Source organism: Collinsella aerofaciens (genome assembly GCF_039752955.1).
In the GTDB taxonomy this organism is placed as follows: domain Bacteria; phylum Actinomycetota; class Coriobacteriia; order Coriobacteriales; family Coriobacteriaceae; genus Collinsella; species Collinsella aerofaciens_BI.
On the sequence record NZ_JBDMHB010000025.1, the window covers coordinates 24,161 to 30,887 of the forward strand.

The window sequence follows — 6,727 nt, forward strand, 5'->3', positions numbered from 1 at the left end:
GTTGTGGTACAGTACTAGAGTTTGAATTGTTCTATTAAGGAGCTTATCTATGGGTCCGTTCCAGATTCTTCTGTTTGTCGTTTGGGCTGTCTCTGCCGTGGCGCTGACGATTCTCGTCCTGATGCATTCCGGTAAGGGTACCGGCGTTTCGGATATGATCGCTAGCTCGCTGTATAACTCCAGCTCTGCCACAGGCGTTATGGAGCAGAACCTCGACCGCCTGACCGTCATCATGGCTGTCGTGTTTGCCGTGTGCGTCGTCCTGTGCATGTTCTTCTTCCCGCAGGGCATCGTTGGCTACTAAGCATTGGCGTATATACGTTTGAAAAGGGTCCCGCATGTGCGGGGCCCTTTTTGTTTACAGACTTGTAACAGAGCCAGAATATCACCACATACTGCGCCTAACTAAAGAAATTCTCGACCGTTAACCGGAATTAGCGCCAAATCGTGCATAAAATGCGCTACTGTATTGAAAAACGTTGGCCTGTTGTGCATAACCAGCCATAGCAATGGGCGGCGTTTTGATGGTTCAGATCGGATTGTCTCGACATGTGTCCGACTGAACATTTCTTTGTCCTATCTCATAAGGAGGATGGCATGGCTGATTCTATGTTCCACCAGCCCGTTATGGGTCGTCGCGCCTTTGTTGGCGGCACCCTCGCTGCGAGCTCCATGGCTTTTCTTGCCGCATGCGGCAAGAAGGGCGGCGACGCTTCCGGTTCTGAGTCCGGTTCGACGCTGAACTTCTACATCAACAACCCGGTCTGCATCGACCCCTACAATGTCCAGGAGGACCAGGGCACTCAGGTCGAGTACCAGCTTTTTGACGCTCTGACCACTTATGACGCCGAGAAGGGCAAGATCGTCCCGCTGGCTTGCGAGTCCTTCGAGGCCAACGACGACGCCACCGAGTTCACCTTCAAGATCAAGAAGGCCAAGTTCCACAACGGTGACGACGTTACCTCCAAGTCCTTCAAGCTCGGTTGGGAGCGTCTGGTCAACACCAAGTCGGCCATCGCTACCGAGTACGGCCCTTCCGAGGTCTCCTATCACCTTTCCATGGTCGAGGGCTATGACGACCTGCTCGCCGGTAACGCTACCGAGCTCAGCGGTGTTACTTGCCCCGACGATGAGACCCTCGTCGTCAAGCTGTCTTCCGCTTACGCCGACTTCCCCTTCGTCGCCTCTCACCCGGCTCTGTCCCCGGTTCCCGAGTGCGCCGAGTCCGATGCCAAGAGCTTCTATCTTGCACCGGTCGGTAACGGCCCGTTCATGATGGACGGCAAGTGGGAGGATGGTCAGGAGATCAACCTCAAGAAGTTCGACGATTACTATGGCGACAAGGCCAAGATCGATGGCATCCACTTCCAGGTCATCAAGGACATGGAGACCGCCTACAAGGAGTTCCAGGCCGGTAACCTCGATGTCTGCGACGTTCCCGTTGCTCAGATCGATGCCGCCAAGAAGGATCGCGGCGTGTCCAAGGACGGCTACACCATGGGCGATGGCGAGCGCATGCTGCTCGGCTCCGAGCCTTCCACCTACTACCTGACCTGCAACAACACGGCCGAGCCGTTCAACAACGCCGACCTGCGCAGGGGCATCTCCCTGGCCATCAACCGCGAGGCCATCTGCAAGACCATCTTCAAGGGTACCCGTACCCCCGCCGACGGCATTGTTCCTCCGGGCATCGATGGCTACAAGGAGGGCGCATGGGAGTTCTGCGCCTACGACGTCGACAAGGCTAACGAGTACCTCGACAAGGTTGCTCCCGCTGACGCTAACGGCGATCGTGGCATTAACGTGACTCTGTCCTACAACCAGGACGGTGGCCACAAGGAGATCATGGAGTCCATCATCGGCGACCTCGCCAAGGTTGGCGTTACCGCAACTTCCGATACCCCTGAGTGGTCTGCCCTGCTCGAGCAGTATCAGAACTTTAACTATCAGTTCGGTCGTCTGGGCTGGATTGCCGACTACCCGATCATGGATAACTTCCTGTATCCGCTGTTCCACTCCGACTCCCTCGGTGGCGACAACCGCTCTGGTTACAACAACCCCGAGTTCGACGCCAAGGTCAACGAGGCTCGCACCACGGTTGACGACGAAGAGCGCGTTGCTAAGATGCAGGAGGCTGACGCTATGGTCGCTGCCGACTGCCCGGTCATCCCGGTGATGTTCTACACGCACACCATCGTCGGCTCCGATCGCATCAAGCATCTCTATGTCGATCCGCAGAAGCACGCCGAGCTGGGTACCGCTGAGCTCGCCTAAGAGTTTGCAGCTTCCGTGAGGGTCAAGTATTTACGTAGACCTCATGGGAAACATACAGTTCTCCCTAACCTGGGGTAAACTGGCTGATGGTAATTTTGGGATGCCGGTCTGGCGATCGGCATCCCATTTAGGTTAATCCCTAGATAGGGGAGTGGTATGGGTAAGTACATCGTTAAACGTGTGCTTCAGTTCATCCCGGTATTTTTGGGCGTTACGCTGATTCTGTTCGCCCTCCAGAATATCGTGCCGGGAGATCCGATCAAGCTGATCGGTGGAGACAAGGCTCTGTCCCCCGAGGTGGAGCTTCAGCTTCGCGTTCGCTATCACCTGGTCCAGTCGGACGAGGACGGCAACGCGATCCTTGACGAGAACGGCGACCCCGTTCAAACGTCGCTCGTGGACCGTTACTTGTATTACATGAACGGCCTGCTTCATGGCGATCTGGGCAATTCGTATCAGCGCAAACTGCCGGTTACGGAAATCTTTGCCCAGAAGTATCCGTATACGGTCAAACTTGCCGCGTGCGCCATCGTGCTCGAGGCAATCATGGGTATCGGTGCGGGTATCATTTCGGCGGTAAAGCGTTATTCCTTCTGGGATATTTTGGTAACGCTCACCACGTCGATCCTCGTTGCCGTACCGGCCTTCTGGCTCGGTATGTTGCTGCAACTGTTCTTTGGCGTCATTCTCAAGGACGCCACGGGCGGTGCAATTTCCATGCCGATCTCGGGTGCCGGCGGTTCCAGCTCTCAGTATCAGGATTGGATGCACTATGTGCTCCCGACCATTACGCTGGCTTCGGTTTCGACCGCTTATGCTGCTCGCATCATGCGCTCGCAGCTGCTTGACGTCATGAACCAGGATTACATCCGCACGGCAAAGGCCAAGGGTCTCTCCAATCGCGCGATCATCATCAAGCATGCGCTTAAGAATGCACTCATCCCCGTCGTTACCTATATTGGTGTCGACTTTGGTGGCATGCTTTCGGGTGCCATCCTGACCGAGACGGTCTTCAACTGGCCCGGCATTGGCTATGAGGTCTATCGCGCCATCAGCATGCGCGACTGGCCCATCGTTATGGGCGGCGTTACGCTCATCGTCGTCGTCGTTATGGTGATTAACCTGCTCGTCGACATTAGCTATGCATTCCTCGACCCGCGCATCCGCCTTGGCGGTCCGTCGGATAAGGCCTAAGGGAGGTACGTCTCATGCAGGAAACTGATTCTCAGTCTCAGGAGCAGGCTACCGCCACCAAGGCCGCATCTGCTCCCGCCAAGTCCCGCACGCTGTGGGGCGACGCTTTTAAGCGTCTTCGCAAGAACAAGCTCGCCGTCATCGGTGTCTGCTGGATCATCATCGTCGTTGTGGTTGCCCTGACCGCGGATCTGTGGGCTAAGCCCTGGCTCGGTTCCCCGACGGCTTCCGACTCGACCACTATGGCCGAGACGTCGCTGTTGGCTCCGTGTGCAGAGCACCCGTTTGGCACCGACGCCCTTGGTCGTGACATTCTCGTCCGCGTTATCTACGGTGCGCGCGTTTCGCTGTCCGTCGGAATTATGGCCACCGCGATCTCCACGCTAATTGGTCTGGTCATGGGTGCTCTGGCCGGTTTCTACGGCGGCATCTGGGATACGATCATCATGCGCTGTGCGGACATCTTCCTGGCGTTCCCGTACGTGCTGTTCGTTGTCGCCATGATCGCCGTTATCGGCCGTGGCCTTCAGAACGTCTTTATCGCCATCGGTATTCTCGGCTGGCCTTCGATTGCGCGCGTCTTCCGCTCTGCAATCTTGACGGTCAAGGAAAACGACTATGTTGACGCTGCGCGCGCGATGGGTGCATCTGATGCTCGTATCGTCGTGCGTCACATCTTCCCGAACTCCGTCGCCTCCATCGTGGTCTACGCGACCATGAACATTGGTGGCGCCATTCTGACCGAGTCCGCTCTGTCCTTCCTCGGCATGGGCGTTATTCCGCCTACGCCTTCGTGGGGCTCCATGATTCAGGACGGTCAGCAGTATCTTCTGACTGCTCCCTGGATGATGATTATGCCCGGTCTGGCAATTCTCTCGACGGTGCTCGCCTTCACCCTGCTGGGTGACGGTCTGCGCGACGCCCTCGACGTCAAGATGAAGGACGCATAAGGATGAAGAAGAACAAGAACTATGTGGACCTGAAGGACCAGCCGGTTCCCGAGGGCCAGCATCTGCTCGAGGTCGACGACCTTAAGATGTATTTCCACACCGAGGATGGCGTCGTTCGCGCTGTCGACGGTGTCTCCTACACGCTCGATCGCGGCGAGACCCTGGGCGTCGTCGGTGAGTCCGGCTCCGGTAAGTCCGTGACCGCCATGACCATCATGGGTCTTATCTCGATGCCTCCGGGAAAGATCGAGGGCGGCGACGTTCGCTATCGCGGTCGTTCTATCCTCGAGATGACCGAGGAGGAGATGCAGCACATTCGCGGTAACGACATCGCGATGATCTTCCAGGATCCTATGACCTCCTTGAACCCGGTCTATAAGATCGGCAAGCAGGTGGGCGAGGGTCTTCGTCTGCACCGTGGCTACTCCAAGCAGGAGGCGCTCAAGCGCGCTACCGAGCTTTTGGACCTCGTGGGTATCCCCGAGCCCGAGAAGCGCGTCAATGAGTATCCGCACCAGTTCTCCGGCGGTATGCGTCAGCGTGTCATGATCGCTATGGCTCTTGCCTGCGATCCCGATATTCTGATTGCCGACGAGCCCACGACTGCCCTGGACGTTACCATTCAGGCTCAGATTATTGAGCTTATGCAGGAAATGCAGGAGAAGAACGGCAACGCCATCATCATGATTACCCATGACCTGGGCGTCGTCGCCGACATGGCCGACAAGATCATGGTTATGTACGCCGGCCGTCCCGTCGAGTTCGGTACTGCTGAGGAAATCTTCTACGAGAGCCGCCACCCCTACACCTGGGGCCTTATCCGCTCCATCCCGGAGCAGGCCATCGAAGAGAAGAAGCCGCTTACGCCGATTCACGGCAACCCGCCTTCGCTCATGAACCTGCCCGAGGGTTGCGTCTTCTCTCCTCGCTGCCCCTATGCGACGGACAAGTGCCGCAAGCAGCGCCCCGAGCGTGTTGTCACCGAGTCCGGCCACTATTCTGCGTGCCATTATTCCGGTGACCCCGAGTTCCTCAAGAACGCTCCTGAGACGTCCCGTACGCGCAAGGATTCCAAGAAGGGAGGCGAGGCGTAATGGCAGATACCAACGAGCGTACTCCGCTACTGAAGGTCGAGCACCTCTCTAAGGAGTTCCCCGCTGAGTCCGGCATGTTCGCCAAGCGCTTCTCCAAGCGTGTCGTCTCTGCAGTGAATGACATTTCGTTCGAGATTTATCCGGGCGAGACCTTTGGCCTGGTCGGCGAGTCTGGTTGCGGTAAGTCCACCACGGGCCGCACCATCATGCGTCTGACCAAGCCGACTGCCGGTAAGGTGTTCTTCCAGGGCAAAGATGTTGCCGAGATGAGCAAGCATGAGATCAAGGACATGCGTCGTGAGATGCAGTTTATCTTCCAGGACCCTTATGCTTCGCTCAATCCTCGTATGACCATCGGTGAGATCGTCTCCGAGCCCATGACCATTCACGGCGTGGGCACCAAGGAGGAGCGCATTGAGCGCGTCCGCGAGCTTCTCGACGTCGTTGGACTGAACCCCGAGCACATCAACCGTTATCCTCATGAGTTCTCCGGCGGTCAGCGTCAGCGTGTCGGCATTGCCCGCGCATTTGCGCTGAAGCCCAAGCTGATTATCTGCGACGAGCCGGTTTCCGCTCTGGATGTGTCCATTCAGGCCCAGGTTCTGAACCTGCTCAAGGAACTGCAGGACAAGTTCGGTACCGCATATCTGTTTATCGCCCACGACCTGTCCGTCGTGCAGCACATCTCCGATCGCGTTGCCGTTATGTATCTGGGTAAGATGGTCGAGGTTTCGGACTGGAAGACGCTCTACAGCGAGCCCCACCATCCGTACACGCAGTCGCTGCTGTCTGCCGTGCCGGTTCCCGATCCTGATATCCAGAAGACCCGCAAGCGCATTATCCTCGCTGGCGATCCGCCGTCGCCGCTGGATCCGCCGACCGGCTGCCGTTTCCACACGCGCTGCCCGATTGCTCAGGGCATCTGCTCCGAGAAGCTGCCTGAGTTTAAGGAAGTTGCCCCGGGCCACTGCTGTGCCTGCCACTTCGCCGAGCCGTTCCCGATCAAGGAATCGCACATCGACCTGTAGCCGGTTGTTATCGTCCGGGCCCGTGCTGGACTTAGTTTTCAGAACGTCCTCGACCATGGAAACCCCCTTATCCTGCTCCTTCGGAGCCGCGGATAAGGGGGTTTCCTGGTCTGACGCTCCTATTTGGCAAGGTGTTTTTTAGAATCCATTTTGCGCTCGGCCTCGAAGGCTTGCCTGTCCCAATCGA

Annotated in this window: 6 protein-coding genes; all 6 read left to right on the forward strand. The window is 57.4% G+C overall.

The genetic code is table 11. From position 1 onward, the window contains the following. Positions 1-49: 49 nt before the first annotated feature. The 6 genes from secG (at position 50) to ABHR75_RS06755 (ending at position 6,540) form a co-directional block, all read left to right on the forward strand. Entirely contained in the window at positions 50-304 is a 255-nt protein-coding gene (gene secG / locus ABHR75_RS06730; RefSeq protein WP_006236144.1) for a preprotein translocase subunit SecG, read from the forward strand. Positions 305-597: 293 nt separating this feature from the next. Continuing rightward, complete coding sequence (locus tag ABHR75_RS06735; protein ID WP_346963935.1) at positions 598-2,274, forward strand: peptide ABC transporter substrate-binding protein; 1,677 nt, start codon at positions 598-600, stop codon at positions 2,272-2,274. A 156-nt stretch (positions 2,275-2,430) separates the two neighbouring features. Further along, positions 2,431-3,468, forward strand: a complete 1,038-nt coding sequence (locus ABHR75_RS06740) for an ABC transporter permease (RefSeq protein ID WP_346963936.1) — start codon at positions 2,431-2,433, stop codon at positions 3,466-3,468. A gap of 14 nt (positions 3,469-3,482) precedes the next feature. Continuing rightward, on the forward strand, positions 3,483-4,418 hold the full coding sequence (locus ABHR75_RS06745; protein WP_035138881.1) for an ABC transporter permease: 936 nt from the start codon (positions 3,483-3,485) through the stop codon (positions 4,416-4,418). Positions 4,419-4,420: 2 nt separating this feature from the next. Beyond that, positions 4,421-5,512, forward strand: a complete 1,092-nt coding sequence (locus ABHR75_RS06750; RefSeq protein ID WP_022094887.1) for an ABC transporter ATP-binding protein — start codon at positions 4,421-4,423, stop codon at positions 5,510-5,512. After that, a complete protein-coding gene (locus tag ABHR75_RS06755) occupies positions 5,512-6,540 on the forward strand; it encodes an ABC transporter ATP-binding protein (RefSeq protein ID WP_022094888.1) in 1,029 nt (342 codons plus the stop codon). The genes ABHR75_RS06750 and ABHR75_RS06755 overlap by 1 nt, the downstream gene beginning before the upstream one ends. The last annotated feature ends 187 nt before the right edge of the window (positions 6,541-6,727 follow it).